This is a genomic window from Nostoc sp. ChiQUE02 (genome assembly GCF_034531305.2).
Taxonomy (GTDB): Bacteria; Cyanobacteriota; Cyanobacteriia; order Cyanobacteriales; family Nostocaceae; genus Nostoc.
Genome location: NZ_JAVRBN020000010.1, coordinates 163,599 through 181,959, shown reverse-complemented (window position 1 = coordinate 181,959; position 18,361 = coordinate 163,599). Strand labels below are relative to the sequence as shown.

Genomic DNA, 18,361 nt, shown 5'->3' with positions numbered 1-18,361 from the left:
GATTTTTGGATTAGGATACGTAACCCACCCTAAGGGCAAAAGTTGTAGATTATTAAACCCCCGCTACTCAGCAAAACTCAGTTGCGGGGGTTTCCCGATGTAGGTGACTGGTGAATCTGACAGGCAGAAGGGAGTATAGTTTATATAGTTAGCTTTTTGCTGAAATTTTAGTTTGACACTAAGGAATTAAAAAATGTCTACTGATACTGACATAGTTGCTTACGTTCAAGAAAGTGAATTTGATGTTGTTTTAAATGGAAGTGAAGAGAAGGTTGTTGTTGTTGATTTTACTGCTACTTGGTGTGGTCCCTGTCGCCTAGTCAGCCCGTTGATGGATCAACTTGCCGAAGAATACAAAGGTCGCGCTAAAGTCGTTAAGGTAGACGTTGACAGCAACAAGCCGATTTTCAAGCAATTCGGTCTTCGCAGTATTCCAGCGGTTTTAATTTTCAAAGATGGTATTTTAGCAGAAACCATCGTGGGAGTTTCTCCTTACGAGGACTTCAGCAACGCTGTTCAGAAGCTTCTTGAGGTTGTTTCAACTTAATTGGTAATTGATAATAAAAAGGGTTTATACCTGATGCCTAATAACGGCAGTCAAGTTTAAATTCCCTGAAGTTCCGAGTCTCCAAAGCCGACCCTCGGACTTCTCACTAATTGAAGTACAATTACAAATTTTTAAACATTTCCTTGTCGCCTATAATGTGCTTGAAGTAAACCACTAGGATATTGTTTTGAGTGAATCAACTCCAATTTTACTTCAGGGGTAGGCGGTGGGAAAAGGTGTATACCGCCACCTAAGATAATCGGAATAGTTGAAATAATATATTCGTCAATCAAGCTGTGCTGAAGAAACGAATTGATTAATGCTCCACCACCAACTAGCCAGATGTTTTCCAAGCCTTGAGCTTCTATATTGGCTAACACCTGTTTTACTGGGTCAGAAACAAACACAACGTCTTCACGGTCAGATTGGAGATGGCGCTGGGTGAAAACGAAGGATTTTTTTTCTGGATAAGGCCATTTATCAAAACCAAGCCCTACTTCATAGGTTTTGCTGCCCAAGACAATAGCATCAATGGATTCGTAGAAAGCAGTGTAACCGTAGTCTTCCCCTTCTGTATCAAGGATTGATAACCAATCAATTCCACCATCGCTGCGAGCAATGTAGCCATCCAAACTAGCTGCTATGTAGAGTGTAACTTTCGTCATTGCGCTTCTGGATTTGGTAGTTTTCACTCAATTGGTGCTTCGCGATGCCAGGGCAACGCGAAACGCGATCGCAGGCTTATTCCTTCTACAGCATTTTAGCCTCTGATGGTTCCGGACGATATTTTAATTGAACACACCACAAAATAGCGATGTCTACGACGGGCTACGCCTACGCTCACCCAATTACCTACGTTTTTTGATTATGCGATTTAAACCTACCTGCAATAAATTCTCGCTTAGATAAATGCTTTGTACCGCGTTTGGTGACTCGCTCTCGCCACATCTGGAAACTAGATTTCTTCATTTCGCGCCTCATTAGGGCAATTACTTGTTTCTCCAGTAGCCCAAACTGAGCTTCAATAGCATCAAAAGATGTTCTATCTTCCCACGCCATTTCAATGATGCGATCAATGCTTTCCGAATCGAGGTTAGGTAGCTTCATTCCTTTGCTGGCAATTGATAAATTTGAGTTATATACATTTTACTTTTGGTTTTGAAGAACCATTGTGTCTGCTGCACCCAGTTGCAGGGCATACAAGTTAGCATAGACACCCTGCTGATTGATCAGTTCGGCGTGAGTACCTTGCTCTACAATTTGTCCCTCCTGAATTACTAATACCTGATCTGCCTGAGTAACTGTACTGAGGCGGTGAGCAATTACGAAGCTGGTACGACCTTGGAGCAAGCGAGCGATCGCACTTTGTACTAGCGCTTCTGTGCGGGTATCAATGCTGCTGGTGGCTTCATCGAGAATCAGAATTCGGGGGTTGATCAACACCGCACGGGCAATACTAATTAGTTGTCGCTGTCCCTGGCTTAAGGGCGCTCCCCGTTCACCCAATTGAGTTGTATAACCCTGTGGCAGTGAGGTAATGAACTCATGCACATTTGCCATCTGTGCAGCTGCTTCGATATCAGCTTGGGTGGTGTAAGGAGCGCCAAAAGCAATGTTTTCGGCGACGGTGCCGCTGAATAGAATATTATCTTGCAGGACGATGCCAATTTGACGCCGCAGACTTGCTTGAGTAACGCTACGCACATCAATATCATCAATTTTCACTGCCCCGCCAGATACATCATAAAAGCGCAAAATCAAGTTAATAATTGTACTTTTTCCTGAACCGGTCGGCCCGACTAACGCAACCATCTGCCCTGGATAGGCGTGCAAATTTACCCCTTTGAGAACCAGTTGATCTGGGTTGTAGCCAAACTTGACATTCTCGAATTTCACCTCACCCTGAATTGACGGCATTTCTGTTGCATCGGGTGCGTCTTTGAGTTCTGACGGTTCATCTAGCAATAGAAAGATTCGCTCTAATCCAGCGAAGGCAGATTGAGCTTGGGTATAAAACTGGCTGAGAATCTGGATAGGGCGGAAGAACTGCTGGACGTAAAGTAAAAAGGATGTGACTACACCAACTGTTGCAGCTCCGGTGACCGCGAGATAGCCACCATAGGCTAGCACGCCTGCCGTTGCTAGGGTATTGAGAAAATCAATGGAGGGCAAAAAGGCTGAAGTAATTGCTACAGCCTCAACGTTGGCATCTCGATTGGCAGCGTTAAGAATGTCGAATTCTTCGATATTCATCTGTACACGATTAAATGCCTGTGCTTCTCGCACACTGCCAATATCTTCTTCTAACTTGGCGGAAAGCTCTCCAATGGTTTGTCGGGTGACGCGAAATCTAGCTCTTGCCCAACGTGCAAATAAGCTTGTGGTAAAAATCATTAGTGGCACAACCAGATTGCTCAATAAACCGAGTTGCAGGTTGATTGAGAGCATCGCAATGATGATGCCGACCAAACTGAAAGTGTTGCCCAGCATTTGGGCGATTGTCAGTCCAAATGCTTGATTCACGGTATTAACATCATTCAGCAGGCGACTCATTAAATCGCCCGCTTCGCTGCGGTCAAAAAAGCTGAGTGGTAGACTTTGAATTTTAATAAAAATGTCTTGTCTCAGTTGAGCCAGCAATCGCTGCATAATCCAGCCGACTCGAATAATTTGACCCCGAATTGCCAAAACACCAAGCCCATAGTTCAGCCCTAATAGCCCTAATAACAGCAGCAGTCCTTGCAAATTCCCTTGTGCAATCAGATGATCAATCGACCAGCCGATAAAGAATGGCCCAATTGCCTGGGTTACGGCACCAATAAATACTAATGTTAGGGCGATGGGAATTTCTTTGCGATAGAGTAGCAGGTATTGCAAAAAGCGCCGCAGGGTGGATAGTTGCTGACTCGCGTTTTCCTCAGATGCAACAACGGGAACTGTGCCTCTCATAAAAATTTTGGATTTTATATTTTGGACTTCGACTTCGCTCAGGAACCATCGAACGATTTTGGATTAAAAGTCTTTATTACAAGGCTGCGATCAAAATTTCCAGCCAGACTAATTATGTTAATTTGGGATGATTTTTCTCCTTCGGCTTTACCTGAGATTCCAAAATTGCACCGTAGAGTGGGCTAGTTTGCATCAATTCCTCATGAGTACCTTGTGCTACCAATCGTCCTTTATCCATAAGAAAAATCCGATCGGCATTCTTGACGGTACTGATACGTTGAGCCACTACAAAGGTTGTACAAGCTTTTTGGCGCATTAAGTCATCTAGTTCGGCTTGAATCTGGGCAGCAGTTTTGGCATCTACAGCTGAGGTACTATCGTCCAAAATCAGAATGCTGTAATCGGTCAGTAAGGTACGAGCGATCGCAATTCGTTGCTTTTGTCCACCAGACAAGCCCACTCCCCGTTCACCCACAATCGTCTCATAGCCATCGGGTAGAGTGCTAATAAAATCGTGCATTTGTGCAGTTTTTGCCACCTCAATCACCTGCTCTAAGGTTGCATCGGGTTTTGCGTAGGCAATATTTTCGCGGATTGTGCCAGAGAAGAGGGTGGTTTCCTGAAATACAATGCCGATTCGCGATCTGAGGCTTTTGAGCGTGAAACTTGTTACATCCCGACCGTCAATGCGAATCGCTCCCTTTGTGACATCGTAAAAGCGGGGAATCAGGTTCATAATTGTGCTTTTTCCCGACCCAGTCATCCCTAGAACGGCGATTAGTTCGTTGGGTTTCGTTTCAAAGGAAACTTCTTTGAGAGTTTCAGTGCTGGCTCCCGGATAGCGAAAGGAAACATTTTCAAAGGTGATTCTACCGCCGCAGGTGTCAAATGGGACAGCACCGGGGCGATCGCGAATTTCTACTTCCGCATCGACAACTTCGTAGACTCGTTCCGCAGAAGCAGCTGATTGAGCGATCGCAGGTGCAGCAAATCCAATCAACAAAATTGGTTGGAGAATCAACGCGAGGTAGGAGTTAAACGCCACCAGTTCACCAATGGAGAACCTACGGCCAATCACCTGCGCTCCTCCGTAGCCGAAAACTGCCAGTGTTACCAAGTTACTCAGTAAAAAGATAAACGGGAAGGTATTATGGATAGCGCTAATGGTCTTCATGTTTCCCTTGACTAGGGAATCATTCAGGGTCGTGTAACGCGACCTTTCGGTTGATTCCCGCACAAAGGCTTTCACTACTCGGATTCCTAGTAAGTTCTCTTGCAATACGGCATTGAGGTTGCTTAGTTGCTCTTGTACTTGCCGAAAAAGTTTGTTATTTCGGGTGACAAATCGTGCCATCAACCATGCAGTTATAGGCACTACCGTTAGCGTAATCAGTGCCAGTTCCCAGTTCATCACCAGCAAAATTACCGCAATAGTCACCAATGTTACAACTGAACCAATCACCTGAATTAAGCTAGTACCAACAAAGGCACGGATCTGCTCAATGTCGCTGGTGACACGGGTTAACAGTTGGGAAGTCTGCGCCTGGTCATGATAGCTGAAACTGAGATTTTGAATCTTGCTGAAAATTTTGTTTCGCAGGTCATAAGCTACGCCCTGAGACACTGCTTCTGCTAAATAGCTTTGTCCAAAGTTAAATAAACCACGAGCGATCGCGGCGACTACCATCCAGGCGGCACTGTATAGCACAATTTGAAGATTTTGCTGGATGATACCCTGATCAATTCCCCACCGAAATAGTTGCGGAGTAACCGCATTTGCGATCGTCAATAGCAACAGGCTGACCAATGCTCCCAGCGAAGTCCATCGGTAAGTGCTTAAACTCCCAAGCACGCGCTGGATTGACTGTATCGACGAAGTTTCCTGGAGTTCTGGTTGCTGAACCAATGGTATTTACCCCTGTATCTTTGGAAAATTATCTCGTACTTTGATTGTAAAAAACCAATTGGCCAGTTGAAAGTGGGAAATGTGAGATAGAGAGTAACTCTCCTATTTGTGGTAAAAATTCCGAGTTTTGGGACAGTGGCATGGGAGAATACGTCTTTGGCAAGCACTGCGGCTCATCGAACTCAAGACTTAAGAAAACCAAAAAACAAAAATAATGGCTCCAAATTTTCATAGCAATTCCCAACTTCCCTCAGATATCTCAACTGCTATCAGTCGCACAGCAAAGCCAAGTTCTGAGTTCTACTCTATTTTTTCTGATGAAGAAGTTTCAGGGATAATTCATGCATTAGAAGTCAAACGAGAAATCCCTCTCAAGTATTCTTATAAAGGTAGAGGCGCAAAAATTTGGGACGAGTTTTATCTAAAATATGTTATTCCTAGATGGTATGGCAGATCGAATGTAGAAATTGACCTTTTAAAGGATAATTTTCAATACCTTAATGGCAATATTCAACGTGGTAAAAGAGTCAATATTGTAGATGTTGGTGCAGGAAACTCATATCCCGTTAAAAAATTTATCCGCAGGCTGAATAAATTGGGCAAGGTTAATAAATATATTGCTTTAGATATTAGCGAGGAATTGCTTCATTTATCCAGAAATAATTTTAGAAAATGGTTTCCTCTAGTTGAGTTTCTCAGTTCCACAATTGACATAGAAAATAATTGTATACCCCAAATTTTATTCCAAAACCAAGCTGGTATTGAAGTTGACGATACAGCAAAAATTTTTTTACACTTAGGTGTTACCATTGGGAATCATCAAAATAGAGATGTGGTTCTCAAAAATTTTAGAGATAGTATGGGGAAAAACGATTTTTTGGTGTTCACTAACGAAACTGGTTCTAACTCTGCATGGGATGGAAACGTCAGAGGTGGCTGCAAGTATCATGTAGAAGAAATATATAGATGGGTTAAAAACAAGATTGGAGTTAAATCTGAAGATTGTGAACTAGTGAGAAAGTATGATTTAAAAACAGATAGTATAATTGCTAATATGAAATTTCTTTATAATTACACTATAAATTTCAGCCAGATGGGGATGGATAAAAATATTGAAATCTCTGAAGGTGAAGAGATTACTATTTGGCGACATCATAAGTATGAAATTCCTAAACTTTTGCAAGAACTAGAACGTTCTGGACTGCAACTTATTCACTATAGTACTGACAAATACAAATCACATATTATGGCGATTTGCCAGGTTGCTAGTAACTAACCTTTTCAATTAAATTTTGTGCTGCCCAGAACCCCGATTCCTCAAAGAAATCGGGGTTCTAACTTTTCATGAATGATTTAGGACTGAATCTAAGAATGGTGTCAAATAAGCGAGTCAACGCTAATATCTCAAGCTATGTTAAGAAACTTAAATGTAGGGTGTGTTGTCGCCAAGCGCCGCACCGTCAATAATTCAAGGTGCGTTAGCCCACGGCATAATACACCCTACGGATAATTTATATTTCTTTATGTATATTGAATTTTTTTCGCCGACTTACTTATTTCTGATGATGCTAACAAATCAGTTGACTTGGCTTGTGTCTCAATTAGATGTACATCAAACGCGGTCTAGGTTGAGGAACTGGACGCCCTAAATCTTTAGCCGTTTCTATCCATTCCTGCATAACTAATTCTACATTATGCAGGGCTTGTTGATAAGTATCACCGTCAGCAGCACAGCCTGATAATTCTGGTACTTCAGCAATAAATACTTGATCTAATTCACTCCAGTAGAGAATGATTTCATAGCGAAACATCATTTTTACTTCCTAGTTTATACTTGATAATTACTGCACGAACTTGTTTAATTTGATAGCTTTTGGCTTTTCCTTTTTTATGTTGCAAGTTCAAGATTTCCTCAACATCGGCTTTGATAAAAATCCGATGATCGCCACGAATCCGTTCATCAAAGCCTAGTGTATATAAAAGTTGCCACAGTTGCGCGAAAGGGATGTCTGTATCAGAAGTCCCAGAGAGAATTTTTTCTAAGAGTTTGTCTTGCTGACTCACGTTTTTCTGACTGCTTTAATGTTTCTATAGTCTCATATTTATTTAAAATCAGGGCATACTAAAGGAAATCTCTCTTTTTGCCCCTTGACTTGGATACAGTTCTACTCATTGACTTTATTGCAGAAAATCCTAATTATTTGGATGTTACAGATGCTTTCTTTGAAACGATGTTTCACACTCAGTTTAGGGTTGCGATCTCAGTCTTGACTATTCTGGAGGTGCATCATTTTGCTTGACATTGATAGCTTGATTATTTTTCTAAAATGCGATCGCGTAGCAGACACACCAGAAGATATTGCCTGGTAAACACTGGTATTAAACCCAACTAATAATCTCTATACCCAAATTTACAAGTAATATAGGTAACTACAGAGGTCAAATTGTTAATATTGCTCATATCATAATGCTGAGGTATAAATCCGTCTCAGTTAGTATTGAATATTGAGTAAGAAATATTACACAATTATGAAAAACCAAATTCTCGGTGTAGCTGCATTTTTAACCACGATTAGTTTGACAACAACCGTACAAGCAGCCAATTCTGGACATGTTAGACAGTTATTGGCAACCAAACAATGTCAAAACTGTGATTTAACCAGTGCAGGTTTAGTGATGGCTGACTTATCTGGAGCCAATTTGAGCGGTGCTAATCTCACAGGTGCTAACCTTAGCCGTGCAAACTTGAGCGGCGCAGATTTGCGGGGTGCAAACTTGAGTGGCGCGAGTTTATTTGGTGTTAACCTAAGCCAAGCTAAATTTAGTGGGGCAAATTTGGCAGGTGCTGATTTGAGAACTGCTTATTTAGCAAATGCAGAACTGACTGGTGCTTACTTGAATGGTGCTAACTTCCAAGGTGCAGTTGGTATACCATCACAAATTGCTTCACCAGAAGAATTTTATACTTTAGGTGTAGCAGAAGCGCAAAAAGGCAACCAACAGCAAGCAATCAGTTATTTTAATCAAGCGATCGCTATTAAACCAGAATATGCGGGTGCTTATTTAGCTCGTGGTGTTGCCCGTTACCAAATACTAGATAGACAAGGTGCATTCCAAGATGCCCAAATTGCTGAAAAATTGTTTACATCGCAAAACAATAGTCCTGGAACACTAACAGCCCAAGCTTTTATTAAAGAACTACAAACACCCGTCAATGAGAAGGTAAGCGCTGGTAGCCCCAGTTTCGTTGACTTTTTGGGAAGTCTAGGCTCAGTCTTGCTCCAGTTCTTTCCTTTCTGAGGAGAGTTGAAAGAACAGAGGGATAATAACAGATGACAAGTGACAAATAACAAATGACTTTATCTAAGGAATTATGGGCTGCAAATCAAGACTTAGCCCAAGCTTGCCTAGAGCATCCTTTCGTTCAAGGCATTAGCGATGGTACTCTTGAGCAAGCTAAATTTGCTTACTACGTAGGGCAAGATGCTTTTTTTTTAGAAGCTTTTGCCCGTGCGTACAGTATCGCCGCAGCTAAAGCACCAGACTGGTTAGGTTTCACCACATTTCATAACTTAGCTAGTGGAGTTTTAGAAGAATTGCGGTTGCATAGTAGCTATGCTTCTGGGTGGGGAGTCGATTTGCATTCTGTGCAACCAGAAGCCGCCACCCGCCGCTACACTGACTTTTTGTTAGCAACTGCTTGGAGTGGAGATGTGGGCTTAACTGCTGCGGCGATGTCTCCCTGTATGCGTTTGTATGCCTTTTTGGGAGAAAAGTTAGCTGGTAACGGCATTCCTAATCATCAATATGCAGACTGGATTCTTACTTACAGCAGCGCAGACTTTCAACCACTAACACAACAATTAGAAAATTTGGTTGACAATTATGCCGCTACCAATTCTGTTGTGCATTCAACCTACCGTTATGCTATGTTTTGCGAACGCGACTTTTTTCAGGCTGCATGGATTTTGAAGTAGGGGCGCACAGCTAGCTGTGCGCCCCTACTTAGACATTGCTCAAGCTGCCTTTGCCGTTAGTTGCTGTTTGGGTAAGTTGAGTAGTGGGAACCGCAACAACTGAAGGAACTTGTAAAATAGATTTTTTACTCTTACTCCGCTTTCGACTAGAGCCGCCTGCCTTTGAATACTCCATACTGTTTCTGCCGTAGATAGTGGCGACTCCAGTAAGCATCCTTTCAGACAGTTCCGAAAGTGCGTTGTCCATCTGAGCCATCGTCTTACGAGATTCCTCAAGATTAGACAGAAGCGTATTATGGGCTTCTAGCGTGGCACGGGTGTTATCGATAAGACGGGTATAAGCTTCAATGGTTAGTCCGTGCCCTAAATCTAGATTCTCATTGATGGATTTAAGCAGGGCGAGACGGCGTTGAGCTTTGTCTACAGCAGCAGAACCGCGAGTTCTTAGAGACATGGGAAATATTTCTGGAATAGTTCTATTTCAACATACTGGGATGTCTTTCTGCGTGAGAAGAGTAATTTTGTGGATTTAATTTAAACGCAGTAATTAAGACTTTGCCTGTGTTTATACTCATTTATTTGTATCTGTCTCTTGTTTCGGGATAAACGCAATAAGCAAATGCTGTCGCCAAACAAGCAAATGCGATCGCTCAACAAGCAAATGCCATCGCTCAACAAGCAAATGCGATCGCTCAATAAGCAAATGCGATCGCTCAACAAGCAAATGCTGTCGCTCAACAAGCAAATGCGATCGCTCAACCAGCAAATGCGATCGCTCAACCAGCAAATGCGATCGCTCAACCAGCAAATGCGATCAATGATGCGTGGCACGGTTGCCGTCTTTACCAGCGTTAACAGTGTTAATGTTGGATAAACTGATAGTTTGAGCCTTTTTGTATGTTGCGTAGGCGTAGTCCGTCGTAGACATCGCACTTCGTATTTTAATCAATTCACCAGATATCTTCAAAATTAAGGACAAATCCAGGTAGCACATCTTCCTCCTGATAAACTAGCAAGAGATTGCAGCACTTCAACATTTCTACCAGAGCGATAAATTTCTACTTGCCGAGTTTCTAAATCAATTAACCAACCTAATCTAGCACCGTTGTCGTTAGACATCGCCTGTATGGAAGAGTGAGCGATCGCATTATTAGCTGCTTGAATTGTCTCATCTGTAAGTTGCAGACGTGATTATTCTAGTTGTAGCTTGGGGTAAACGCAGTGAAACCCAATGAATAAACTATGCTCAAGAAGCAGACTTGATTTACTGGAGTGCTTTGCATGGTTCCAGCAGAATTAATCTCCACTTTGCGAGAACTTAGTCGAGCAGATAAGTTTTACATTATGCAGGTTTTAATCTCAGAGTTAGCCCAACAGGAAACCGAGCTGATTAAGCCTGGTCAGTCCTATCCTGTGTGGTCGCCTTATGATGCAGTTGAAGCAGCAGATACTATGTTAAAAGTGCTACAACCTGCTAAAACTCAAGACCATGTGTAACGCTCAGAAAAGTAAGCGTTAGCGTCGCTTACCGTAGGTATCGCTGTGTATATCTAACTTAAAGACAAAAAAGTATAACAGTAAGCATCAAACCCTTATTTGTTAGAATATTTTTTGTTACTAAAGAGAGAGAAGTTATCTGGTGGACTCTACATTTAACTGGAATCTGGAACAGACTTTATTAGAAAAAGTCATAAATCTGGCTAGTCAACGAGGACAATCTCCTGAATCAATAGTCAGTGAAGCTGTTAGGCTATATCTCGAAACCCAATTGCTAGAAACAGTTGATCATGCTGTGTCTGACCCATTAATTGGCTTATTTGCAGGAACACCTGATTTAGCTACAAACTCAGAAGATATTCTCCAACAGGAGATTACTGAAAAATCTGGTTGGACGTGGAAATAACCTTAGCAGTAGCTGATACAGGTTTTGTTGTAGCATTGTTGAACCGTTCAGATGCAATGCACAGCGTTGTTTCAACATTATATATACAACAAAAACAAATTTTGTTACCACAAACAGTATTGGCAGAATTAGCTTATTTGGTAGGACGTAATGCAGGTGTAGCGACAGTTGTAGCTTTTTTGCAAGGACTACCTGCGAGTCGATTTAGTTTAGTAGCTTTAACAGAACAAGATGTAATCCGTGTGGCGGAAATCTTGGATGAGTATGCAGATAGTCGGATTGATTTTGTAGATGCAAGTGTTATGGCTATAGCTGAACGCTATGGTATTAAAAAAATATTTACCTTAGATCAGCGAGACTTTAGATTATATCGACCTCAGCACTGCGATAGCTTTGAAATTTTGCCTTAAAGAAAATAATAGTTAACAAAAGAGCGATCGCTTGTTGTGGAAGAGTGAGTGATCGCTTGAACTGGACAAATCTGAAAAGGGATACTGAACCAAAATGATGTCATTTTTAGAGTAGTTCGGCATAGACATCATCCTCAGCGTTATCCCAAACTGATGAGAGTGATGTTTGACTGGTTTGAAGCCAAAATTCAGTTTCATCATCAGGAAGCAGCGTCACTAACACTCTTATTCCTTCCGGTAATTCCTCTGACTCCAGCAATTCGATTTTTCCTTCCCGAACAGTAGCCCAAAGCGTTTTTAGCATATCTGTTTTTTGAACAGTCATGTTTTGATTTTACGCTTGTATGCCTAAAAAAGCGATCGCCTTACAGAAAACCTCAAAAATAAAGCGATCGCTGTTGTGGAAGAGTGAGTGCGATCATACTTAGTATTATCATCAATCAGGCAGATATTAAACACTGTTTCAGTTCAGGAGTTGGACAATCTGATTCACTTTTTGCCTTGACTAATCAGTTGTGATTATATTTTTAAACTCTTCTAGTGTTGGTATAGGTTTTATTCTGTGTATTATGCGGTGACAATTGGAACATAAAACAGTAAAGTCAGTTGAAGGGTCTAGCTGAACTTTCGTTTTTTCTAGAGTTGCAATCGGTACTAGATGATGAGCTTCTATGTAATTCTTGCCTATATTGCCATATTTCATCTCAAAATCAAAACCGCAAGCTTTGCATATATATCCATGTATTTCTTTAGCTTTATTACACAAAGCTTGATTTCTTTCTACTCTTTTATGGATTTTATACTTTGTTAAATCTTCAAACCAAACTTCTTCATAATCTAATTCATTATCCTGAGTATATAAAGGTTGCTGTTCGATCAATTCTTCATAAATTTTGATAAAAAATAATAAATCATTGACTAGTTTATCTGAGTCTGGCAAACTTTTTTTTGGATAATAAACAGCTAATATATTACCGGCATGGTATGCCTGACCTAATCTTCGAGCAGTAGTTTCTTTAGGAATTGCTTCAAGTTTAAGATCAATATTTTCAGAATATTTAATACTTGTATCGGTCGATATAATTTTCCTAAAAGTTTTTGCTCTTTCTCGCAATATATCTTTTGCACCTCCAAGTCCATAATTTGTTTTCAAAGATGCTGTACCTTGATTCAAAGATAGATAAACACCAGAACAATCTGCCTAAAACAAATAGACAAGGAAAAATCCAAATCTCACACTTTCTGTGACCAGCTTATTAAAAACAGCTATCCAAGGAATATTTGCCCATGAGCCATTTCCTGCTGAAGCTTGTATACTATATATTTCAGGAAGATTTAGAGAATTATCTAACAACTTTGGAACATCATTCTTTAAATATCTTGGAAAATTATGGTTTTTGAATTTTTCTTGGTTTACTATTGGATATTCGTATAATAATTTTTCAATAGTTTGTTTGAGCATTTATATTTATACAATTAGATTGAAATGTTAAGATAGGCATTTTGCCTGCCCTATAAGGACTATTCTATTCCTTCAATTCGGTTTTTAATCTGTTGGTACAAATCGAATAGGCGATCTAAGATTCTTCAGAATTTATTCTAAACCAATGTCATTACTTATTCATATTCTTCTTTATGGCTTTGCAAAGCATCCCAAAGATTCATTAAGTAGTACTTGGAGATTTTCAAAACATCTCCTAACTCACTGCATATTCTGTAAACTGTCTCATAAAAGGAGACTGAAAACCTAACACAATATCTTCCTTGGGAACTCCCGCAGCTACCAAATTAGCTGCGATATCATCTTCTGTACCATTCCACTGAAGCCAAATTTTCCCACCTTTAATATCAATATGAATAATACAACTATGTACCCAGTCTTGACCTTCCCACCCTACATGAACTATTTGATAATGGTTGCGTTCTGTATCAAAAATTGTTTCAACTTCTATATTTCCATTAGCTGGTTTTTGCTCACTATAATCATGTAATATCTGTTGTACAAGCTGGCGATATCGAGTTAATTTATCCATTGGAAAATCACCTCTTGTTCTACATCATAAATAAGCATTTTCACTTGATTTTCTGCTATCATCTCTTGAGGAAAATCAAGTTGAAAAAATGTTTTATAAGTTGTTAAAGGTACTGCTAAATACAAAACACGCTCCGGTTGCCGCCGTCGTAATGCACCTCTATAATTAATAAACTGTCCTAATGCTGTATGAAATTCTGAAATAGCAGACGACCTTTCTAAAAAACTTTTGACTTCGACTGCAATTTTTTGTCCTTCACGTTCTGCTGCAATCAGCTTTTGGGCGGCTAAATCAATTGAAAGGTTAACTCCTCCCACGCTCATTGTGAGTGGATCGTGAGTAATTTGCCAACCATCTTTGTGTAAAGCTGTTTTGACAACTTCATGAAAGACATCTTTAGCAGACATACCTATCTATAATTATATATTTGATTTTCATTTAGCCGGATTCCATACAATTTGTCAAAACGATTTTTTATGTAGAGACGTTCATAAAACGTCCCTACATTTATGATTAGGGATTATTCAATCCCTTCAATCCGGTCTTCAACCTCTTGGTACAACTCGCGCAGACGATCTAAATTCTCCTCGCTAGTCTCCCAATAACCGCGTCCATTCACTTCCAACAAAGTTGATACAATCTTGCGGAAAGAATGAGGGTTAAGGTTCAGCAACCGTTTCTGCATTTCTTCATCTTTGATGAAGGTTTCGTTAGTATCTTCATAAATCCAGTTATCCACAGCGCCGGCTGTCGCACTCCAACCTGTTGTATTCACCAACCGCTTGGAGAGTTCGCGCACACCTTCGTAACCGTGAGACAGCATCCCCTCATACCATTTGGGATTTAACAATTTGGTACGCGCATCCAAACGCACGGTTTCTGATAATGTCCGCACTTGGGCGTTAGCTGTGGTTGTATCTGCAATATAAGATGCTGGTTTTTTACCATCACCCCGCAGACTTGCCACCAGCTTTGTGGGGTCTGAATCAAAGTAGTGGGAAACGTCCGTTAAGCTAATCTCGGAAGAATCCAAATTTTGGAAAGTTGCATCAGCAGTTTTCAATGTGCTTTCAAAAATCTGCCGGGATTCGTCCATGATTCCGGGGTTATCGGAATTGAAGGAGAAAGATTTCCGGTTGAGGTACATTTCCTGCAACTCGGCTTCGCTATCCCAAGTGCTGTTTTCTACCGCCAAGTTGATATTTGACGAATAGGAACCAGATGCGTTGGAGAAAACGCGCGTTGCTGCTTGACGCAGATTAATCCCCATATCTTCAGCTTGCTGCAAAGCGTGTTTGCGAACAAAGTTCATTTCTAAGGGTTCATCTGCCTCGGCTGCCATTTTCACGCCTTGGTCTAAAAGGTTCATTTGGTTGATGAACAAGTCGCGGAATACACCAGAACAGTTAATTACTACATCAATTCTAGGTCTTCCCAACTCTTCTAAGGATATTAATTCCAACTTGTTCACCCGTCCCAAAGCATCGGGAACTGGACGCACGCCCACCATCCACATAATTTGTGCTAGGGATTCGCCGTAAGTTTTGATGTTATCGGTTCCCCAAAGGACGCAGGCGATCGTTTCTGGCCATTTTCCTTCATTTTCTGCCTTGTTGCGTGCCAAAAGCCTATCTACAACGATTTTGGCTGATTGAACTGCTGCTGCTGTTGGGATGGATTGCGGATCGAGTGCATGGATATTCTTACCTGTGGGTAATACATCCGGGTTGCGGATCGGATCGCCACCAGGACCAGGTAAGATGTATTCACCTTCTAAGCCTCTGAGTAATGCCCCTAGTTCGTTGTCGGCACAAACTTGTTGCAGGCAAAATTCCAAATACTCAAACAGGGGTTTTAGAGCGGCGCTATCGACTTTGGGATAACCTGCTTTATGCAATGATTCCACCCAAGGTTCTTTTTTGCCCATGTTGAAGAAATTCAACCGGGAAACTAGAGAAACTCGCCCTTCAGCGTCGGTTTGCTCTTGGACAAGGGCAGTAACTGCTGCACGGGTTGCCAAGGTGATGTCTTGGAGTAACTGGACATCTGCTAAAATGCCTCGGTCATTATTTTGGTAAATATCGTCAATGTTACGCCCAATGCTATTGGCGATAATTCGCGGTAAACCAACAATTTCTTCTTCTTGACGATCTAGACTAGCAATGTTGACGAGAGTTGCGATCGCTTCTTCTGCACTTGGCGGTTTACCAATGACGTGTAAACCACAAGGCAACAACCGCGACTCAATTTCCATCAACTTGCGGTAGACGTTGCCAACAATATTATCCCGTTCGTCGGCACTCATGTCTCTGGCATCGGTTTCTGGCAGGTGAATATCCTTATCCAGATTCACGATCCGGCATTTATCCATGATGCTGTTGACAATGGAAACACCGCGTCCACTATCTTTTAAGGTTTGGTAGGAAGCAATTAATTCGCTGAGTTCCTTCAAACCTTTATATAAACCAGCATTTTCTGCCGGAGGTGTCAAGTAAGAAATTGTTTCGGCATAACTCCGACGTTTGGCAATTGTCGCTTCACTCGGATTATTGGCTGCGTAGTAATACAAGTTAGGAATTGAGCCAATTAAGTTATCTGGATAACAATCACCAGACATCCCCATCTGTTTACCTGGCATGAATTCCAAGGAACCATGTGTACCAAAGTGCAGTACAGCATCAGCTTTCCAAACTTGCTCTAGGTAAGTGTAGTAGGCAGCAAAACCGTGGTGAGGACTAGCTGAACGGGAGAACAACAGCCGCATGGGGTCGCCTTCGTAACCAAATGTGGGTTGGACACCGATGAAGACGTTACCGAATTGCTTACCATAAATCAGCAGGTTTTGCCCGTCACTGTTGAGATGTCCGGGAGGTGGGCCCCAGTTTTCCTCTAAGCGCTGAGAATATGGAGTTAGCGCCTCATACTCAGGAACCGACATTTTATAAGCAACGTTCAGTTCTGGGCTGTTGTACTGCGCCTGTGCGTCATGGATGACTTCTTGCATCAACGCTTCGGCGGATTCTGGCAATTCTGGCAAGTCGTAGCCGTTATTTTTGAGAGCTTTCATCACCTCGTAGATGGAACCGAATACATCCAAATAAGCGGCGGTTCCCACGTTGCCTTTATCTGGCGGGAAGCTGAAAACAGTGATGGCGACTTTTTTATCCAGCTTCGGTTTGCGGCGGAGGTTAGCCCATTTTAAAGCGCGTTCGGCTACAGCTTCAACCCGATCGCGCAGTGCGATCGCTTTGCCTGTAGTCCCATCTCTACCTGATAATATAATTGGCTCAATTGCCCCATCCAATTCAGGAATCGCAATTTGTAAAGCTACTTGAATTGGATGTAACCCTAAATCACTATCCATCCACTCTTCTGTGGTTTGGAATACTAAGGGTAACGCCACCATATAAGGACGGTTTAAGCGTTTGAGTGATTCAATTGCCTTGGGATGGTCTTGTCTAGCTGGGCCACCCACTAAAGCAAAACCAGTCAGCGATATCACTGCATCTACCAACTGAATGTTGGTAGTCGGTTCGTAGAAGTAAGCGTCTACAGGTTTGGAGAAATCCAAACCACCAGCGAAAACAGGTAGTACCCGTGCGCCTAGTGCTTCCAACTCCTGCACCATTGCTACATAATGGGCATCATCCCCTGTAACTAGGTGAGTGCGTTGCAATACCAACCCGACACAAGGAGCTAGGGGATCTTTGAGATCGTTAGAAATATCCTTACGAGCTGTGTACCAATTAAGATACTCTCTGACATCCTCAAACATACTAGGAGCCAAAGGATGCCAAATCCCTAAATCGGGATAAACCATCGGCTGTTCATATGTAGAAGGTGCAAAATTTTGTTTCTCTAAACCTTTAAATACGTATTTATCAGCTAGCATTAGCAAGAAGTTCTCCAGATTTTCTGGTGAACCACCTAGCCAATACTGAAAACTGAGCATGAAATTTCGGGCATCCTGCGCCTTATCCATTGGTAGGAACTTCAGCACTTGCGGCAGCGTACGCAAAAGCTTCAGCATCCCATCTTGGAATCCCGCACCGGATTTTTCTTTGCGTTTCCGCATGAATTGGGCGATCACACTTTTTGACTGACCCAACTGTGCCAAGGAAAAGCTGCCCATTTTATTCAGGCGCATTACTTCTGGCATGGAGGGAAAGACAACGGAAACGTCCAGATGATCGCGATGTGGTTCTACTGCTGCTACTACTTTCTGTGCTAAGTCTTCGATGAAAATGAGGGAAGCGATGAAGATATTCGCACTCTCAATTTCTCGTTTGAACTCTTCGTAGTTCTCTGGGTCGCGGAGTTCCTCAATCAAGTACCCGCTGATTTCAATCGCCAAGTTGGGATTGCTCGCGTTAATCGTGCGAACCGCTTGCGACAATGCACTCTGGTACTGGGACTCAAGCACGACATAGACCACCTTGATTAAATTACGTCCGCGTAAGTTATCAGGCGCAATGTGTCTAATGGTGGACTTGACGTGTGTGAACATGCTTCTTCGGCTCCAATTTTGATGCGTGTTCTCTACTAGAAGTTCCTAGCGGCATCATCAGCCACTATTAACTTCTTATTTTTCGGCAATATGTGTTTTTTATCAGAAAACGCTTGCCCACTGGGCATT

General features: G+C 41.8%; 19 protein-coding genes and 2 pseudogenes. 8 read left to right on the top strand and 13 right to left on the bottom strand.

Annotated features, from left to right (window positions below; translation table 11 throughout):
- Positions 1-193 precede the first annotated feature (193 nt).
- Positions 194-547 (top strand): thioredoxin, encoded by a 354-nt coding sequence (gene trxA / locus RM347_RS13535; protein WP_322718661.1) that lies wholly within the window; start codon positions 194-196, stop codon positions 545-547.
- A 131-nt stretch (positions 548-678) separates the two neighbouring features.
- On the opposite strand, the gene RM347_RS13530 is transcribed toward trxA, so the two are convergent.
- The 4 genes from RM347_RS13530 to RM347_RS13515 all read right to left on the bottom strand — a co-directional run bounded on the left by RM347_RS13530 (position 679) and on the right by RM347_RS13515 (position 5,402).
- On the bottom strand, positions 679-1,212 hold the full coding sequence (locus RM347_RS13530; RefSeq protein ID WP_322718662.1) for a dihydrofolate reductase family protein: 534 nt from the start codon (positions 1,210-1,212) through the stop codon (positions 679-681).
- 187 nt (positions 1,213-1,399) lie between these two features.
- Positions 1,400-1,654, bottom strand: a complete 255-nt coding sequence (locus RM347_RS13525) for a TIGR03643 family protein (RefSeq protein ID WP_322718663.1) — start codon at positions 1,652-1,654, stop codon at positions 1,400-1,402.
- A gap of 39 nt (positions 1,655-1,693) precedes the next feature.
- Positions 1,694-3,496 (bottom strand): ABC transporter ATP-binding protein, encoded by a 1,803-nt coding sequence (locus RM347_RS13520; protein WP_322718664.1) that lies wholly within the window; start codon positions 3,494-3,496, stop codon positions 1,694-1,696.
- Positions 3,497-3,608: 112 nt separating this feature from the next.
- Complete coding sequence (locus RM347_RS13515; protein ID WP_322718665.1) at positions 3,609-5,402, bottom strand: ABC transporter ATP-binding protein; 1,794 nt, start codon at positions 5,400-5,402, stop codon at positions 3,609-3,611.
- A 214-nt stretch (positions 5,403-5,616) separates the two neighbouring features.
- Between RM347_RS13515 and RM347_RS13510 the strand changes: the two genes are divergently transcribed.
- Positions 5,617-6,678, top strand: a complete 1,062-nt coding sequence (locus tag RM347_RS13510) for an L-histidine N(alpha)-methyltransferase (RefSeq protein WP_322718666.1) — start codon at positions 5,617-5,619, stop codon at positions 6,676-6,678.
- A gap of 325 nt (positions 6,679-7,003) precedes the next feature.
- On the opposite strand, the gene RM347_RS13505 is transcribed toward RM347_RS13510, so the two are convergent.
- Together RM347_RS13505 and RM347_RS13500 are read right to left on the bottom strand one after the other, a co-directional pair.
- Positions 7,004-7,216, bottom strand: coding sequence for a type II toxin-antitoxin system HicB family antitoxin (locus RM347_RS13505; protein WP_322718667.1), 213 nt, complete (start codon positions 7,214-7,216; stop codon positions 7,004-7,006).
- Positions 7,200-7,466 carry a type II toxin-antitoxin system HicA family toxin gene (locus RM347_RS13500; protein WP_322718668.1) on the bottom strand — a complete coding sequence of 89 codons (267 nt, stop codon included), beginning with the start codon at positions 7,464-7,466 and terminating at the stop codon, positions 7,200-7,202. The genes RM347_RS13505 and RM347_RS13500 overlap by 17 nt, the downstream gene beginning before the upstream one ends.
- A 465-nt stretch (positions 7,467-7,931) precedes the next feature.
- Here RM347_RS13500 and RM347_RS13495 point away from each other — a divergent pair, with 465 nt between their 5' ends.
- Positions 7,932-8,702, top strand: a complete 771-nt coding sequence (locus RM347_RS13495; RefSeq protein WP_322718669.1) for a pentapeptide repeat-containing protein — start codon at positions 7,932-7,934, stop codon at positions 8,700-8,702.
- 53 nt (positions 8,703-8,755) lie between these two features.
- Positions 8,756-9,379 carry a TenA family protein gene (locus RM347_RS13490; protein ID WP_322718670.1) on the top strand — a complete coding sequence of 208 codons (624 nt, stop codon included), beginning with the start codon at positions 8,756-8,758 and terminating at the stop codon, positions 9,377-9,379.
- 28 nt (positions 9,380-9,407) lie between these two features.
- On the opposite strand, the gene RM347_RS13485 is transcribed toward RM347_RS13490, so the two are convergent.
- Positions 9,408-9,833 carry a hypothetical protein gene (locus RM347_RS13485; protein ID WP_322718671.1) on the bottom strand — a complete coding sequence of 142 codons (426 nt, stop codon included), beginning with the start codon at positions 9,831-9,833 and terminating at the stop codon, positions 9,408-9,410.
- Between the two features lie 165 nt (positions 9,834-9,998).
- On the opposite strand from RM347_RS13485, the gene RM347_RS13480 reads away from it, so the two are divergent.
- Positions 9,999-10,253 carry a hypothetical protein gene (locus tag RM347_RS13480; protein ID WP_322718672.1) on the top strand — a complete coding sequence of 85 codons (255 nt, stop codon included), beginning with the start codon at positions 9,999-10,001 and terminating at the stop codon, positions 10,251-10,253.
- A 76-nt stretch (positions 10,254-10,329) separates the two neighbouring features.
- Here the strand turns inward: RM347_RS13480 and RM347_RS13475 are convergent.
- Positions 10,330-10,489, bottom strand: a pseudogene (locus tag RM347_RS13475) (Uma2 family endonuclease); the annotation flags it as partial.
- 171 nt (positions 10,490-10,660) lie between these two features.
- On the opposite strand from RM347_RS13475, the gene RM347_RS13470 reads away from it, so the two are divergent.
- The 3 genes from RM347_RS13470 (at position 10,661) to RM347_RS13460 (ending at position 11,692) form a co-directional block, all read left to right on the top strand.
- The gene (locus RM347_RS13470; RefSeq protein WP_322718673.1) at positions 10,661-10,876 is read left to right on the top strand and encodes a hypothetical protein; all 216 of its coding nucleotides are present in this window, start codon (positions 10,661-10,663) and stop codon (positions 10,874-10,876) included.
- Between the two features lie 142 nt (positions 10,877-11,018).
- A complete protein-coding gene (locus RM347_RS13465; RefSeq protein WP_322718674.1) occupies positions 11,019-11,282 on the top strand; it encodes a hypothetical protein in 264 nt (87 codons plus the stop codon).
- Complete coding sequence (locus tag RM347_RS13460) at positions 11,273-11,692, top strand: type II toxin-antitoxin system VapC family toxin (protein ID WP_322718675.1); 420 nt, start codon at positions 11,273-11,275, stop codon at positions 11,690-11,692. The genes RM347_RS13465 and RM347_RS13460 overlap by 10 nt, the downstream gene beginning before the upstream one ends.
- A 106-nt stretch (positions 11,693-11,798) precedes the next feature.
- Here RM347_RS13460 and RM347_RS13455 read toward each other — a convergent pair whose 3' ends face one another.
- The 5 genes and pseudogenes from RM347_RS13455 to RM347_RS13435 all read right to left on the bottom strand — a co-directional run bounded on the left by RM347_RS13455 (position 11,799) and on the right by RM347_RS13435 (position 18,232).
- Complete coding sequence (locus RM347_RS13455; protein ID WP_322718676.1) at positions 11,799-12,017, bottom strand: hypothetical protein; 219 nt, start codon at positions 12,015-12,017, stop codon at positions 11,799-11,801.
- 180 nt (positions 12,018-12,197) lie between these two features.
- Positions 12,198-13,154, bottom strand: a pseudogene (locus tag RM347_RS13450) (MrcB family domain-containing protein).
- 235 nt (positions 13,155-13,389) lie between these two features.
- On the bottom strand, positions 13,390-13,725 hold the full coding sequence (locus RM347_RS13445; protein WP_163936986.1) for a XisI protein: 336 nt from the start codon (positions 13,723-13,725) through the stop codon (positions 13,390-13,392).
- The gene (locus tag RM347_RS13440) at positions 13,713-14,132 is read right to left on the bottom strand and encodes a XisH family protein (protein WP_322718677.1); all 420 of its coding nucleotides are present in this window, start codon (positions 14,130-14,132) and stop codon (positions 13,713-13,715) included. The genes RM347_RS13445 and RM347_RS13440 overlap by 13 nt, the downstream gene beginning before the upstream one ends.
- Positions 14,133-14,245: 113 nt before the next feature.
- Complete coding sequence (locus tag RM347_RS13435; protein ID WP_322718678.1) at positions 14,246-18,232, bottom strand: magnesium chelatase subunit H; 3,987 nt, start codon at positions 18,230-18,232, stop codon at positions 14,246-14,248.
- Between the last annotated feature and the right edge of the window lie 129 nt (positions 18,233-18,361).

What these genes read in the sequence shown, in the direction of transcription:
- RM347_RS13530 (WP_322718662.1), bottom strand. Translation starts at nt 1,212, where the DNA reads ATGACGAAAGTTACACTCTACATAGCAGCTAGTTTGGATGGCTACATT.
- RM347_RS13440 (WP_322718677.1), bottom strand. Translation starts at nt 14,132, where the DNA reads ATGTCTGCTAAAGATGTCTTTCATGAAGTTGTCAAAACAGCTTTACAC.
- RM347_RS13490 (WP_322718670.1), top strand. Translation starts at nt 8,756, where the DNA reads ATGACTTTATCTAAGGAATTATGGGCTGCAAATCAAGACTTAGCCCAA.
- trxA (WP_322718661.1), top strand. Translation starts at nt 194, where the DNA reads ATGTCTACTGATACTGACATAGTTGCTTACGTTCAAGAAAGTGAATTT.
- RM347_RS13435 (WP_322718678.1), bottom strand. Translation starts at nt 18,232, where the DNA reads ATGTTCACACACGTCAAGTCCACCATTAGACACATTGCGCCTGATAAC.
- RM347_RS13525 (WP_322718663.1), bottom strand. Translation starts at nt 1,654, where the DNA reads ATGAAGCTACCTAACCTCGATTCGGAAAGCATTGATCGCATCATTGAA.
- RM347_RS13470 (WP_322718673.1), top strand. Translation starts at nt 10,661, where the DNA reads ATGGTTCCAGCAGAATTAATCTCCACTTTGCGAGAACTTAGTCGAGCA.
- RM347_RS13445 (WP_163936986.1), bottom strand. Translation starts at nt 13,725, where the DNA reads ATGGATAAATTAACTCGATATCGCCAGCTTGTACAACAGATATTACAT.
- RM347_RS13510 (WP_322718666.1), top strand. Translation starts at nt 5,617, where the DNA reads ATGGCTCCAAATTTTCATAGCAATTCCCAACTTCCCTCAGATATCTCA.
- RM347_RS13520 (WP_322718664.1), bottom strand. Translation starts at nt 3,496, where the DNA reads ATGAGAGGCACAGTTCCCGTTGTTGCATCTGAGGAAAACGCGAGTCAG.
- RM347_RS13455 (WP_322718676.1), bottom strand. Translation starts at nt 12,017, where the DNA reads ATGACTGTTCAAAAAACAGATATGCTAAAAACGCTTTGGGCTACTGTT.
- RM347_RS13480 (WP_322718672.1), top strand. Translation starts at nt 9,999, where the DNA reads ATGCTGTCGCCAAACAAGCAAATGCGATCGCTCAACAAGCAAATGCCA.
- RM347_RS13505 (WP_322718667.1), bottom strand. Translation starts at nt 7,216, where the DNA reads ATGATGTTTCGCTATGAAATCATTCTCTACTGGAGTGAATTAGATCAA.
- RM347_RS13495 (WP_322718669.1), top strand. Translation starts at nt 7,932, where the DNA reads ATGAAAAACCAAATTCTCGGTGTAGCTGCATTTTTAACCACGATTAGT.
- RM347_RS13485 (WP_322718671.1), bottom strand. Translation starts at nt 9,833, where the DNA reads ATGTCTCTAAGAACTCGCGGTTCTGCTGCTGTAGACAAAGCTCAACGC.